The sequence below is a fragment of the Endozoicomonas sp. Z74 genome, assembly GCF_057680865.1.
On sequence record NZ_JBLYZI010000245.1, the window covers coordinates 1 to 1,186 of the forward strand.

The following is a 1,186-nucleotide window of genomic DNA, read 5'->3' on the forward strand; positions in this document are numbered from 1 at the left end:
AACAAAATACCTGTCTCGTTACCTCGGGTGGAAAAGGTTTCTTAAAACTCAACTCTTCTCAGAGGAGGCTTTTTTAGATCAAGTTTCTATACATTGGGTAGAGCAACACTTAATTTGAACAGCGCCGTGATACAGAGAATAAAGAAATGCATCACGAAGAGCACTCTGCTCCTGCAAAAAGAAAAAAAACAAAATGGGTAAAAACAAATTTAATCCCTATCGTTTTCAATAAACAGGAAAAGACAGAGGATGTAAAAAACGCAGAGCCATTAACCTTCAAGGCAGTAAAACCCGAAAGAACACCCGTAAAGGTTTCTTTACGAACAGAAAATAAGAATGATGTAAGCTTTTTTGATGATGATTCAAGTTGGCAACTTGCAAGCAGTCGAAGAGCTATACCTGTTCATGAGAAGGGCAATAGTCAATACTGGCATAAAGATATCAGAAAAACACTTGAAAACATAGATAAATATCGAGCACAGGGTGATTTAACAAAAGAAATGGAACAATACGATCCATACCTTGACATCGAAGAAAACAAGATATTAATCGGTATTGATCGCATTTGGGAAGAGTATGCCTGGAGTATTATGCACCAATTTGGCAAAAATTATCAACCGACAAGCTCACCCGATAGCGATAAGGCACTCAGAGACTTAAAAACAGCTAAAAAATATCTTCTGTCCGGTCTGTCTCTTCTCTTAGGATTCGACTGTTTAAATGAAAACATATCAACCAATGAAATAAAACGTCGTACAAACTTATTTCTAAATGAAAAAAAATGGCTGGATGAAGAAAGCAAAAACAGTTTCAAAAAACGGATCAGGGATTTTTGTACATCCATGGGGCACTGGTATAACTTGTATGAGACACTGGCCAATAGCCACTCCCTAGAGTTAGATAAAGAGTTAAGATCATGGTATCAGTATGGTAAAAAACTCAGAGCTGAGATAGATTCCTGGCTAAGACAAGAGCCTGTTATTCATTCAGTTGTAGTAGTTCAGACCTGATCTGACAGTCACCGATTTTTCAGAGGGTGTCTGTCAGGTCAAATTCAGGTGTAGTAGTTCAGACCTGATCTGACAGTCACCGATTTTTCAGAGGGTGTCTGTCAGGTCAAATTCAGGCTACAAATTTTTCCTTCCAGATCTCTTTGCCATCTATCAGAGTTTCCATTGGCGTTCTT

At 38.1% G+C, this 1,186-nt stretch carries 1 protein-coding gene; it reads left to right on the forward strand.

The window, feature by feature from the left end:
- Nucleotides 1–146 precede the first annotated feature (146 nt).
- Entirely contained in the window at nucleotides 147–1,010 is an 864-nt protein-coding gene (locus ACNRUY_RS26540) for a hypothetical protein (RefSeq protein ID WP_488114670.1), read from the forward strand.
- Nucleotides 1,011–1,186 lie beyond the last annotated feature (176 nt).

Coding starts and splice junctions, on each gene's coding strand:
- ACNRUY_RS26540 (WP_488114670.1), top strand. CDS start 147: ATGCATCACGAAGAGCACTCTGCTCCTGCAAAAAGAAAAAAAACAAAA.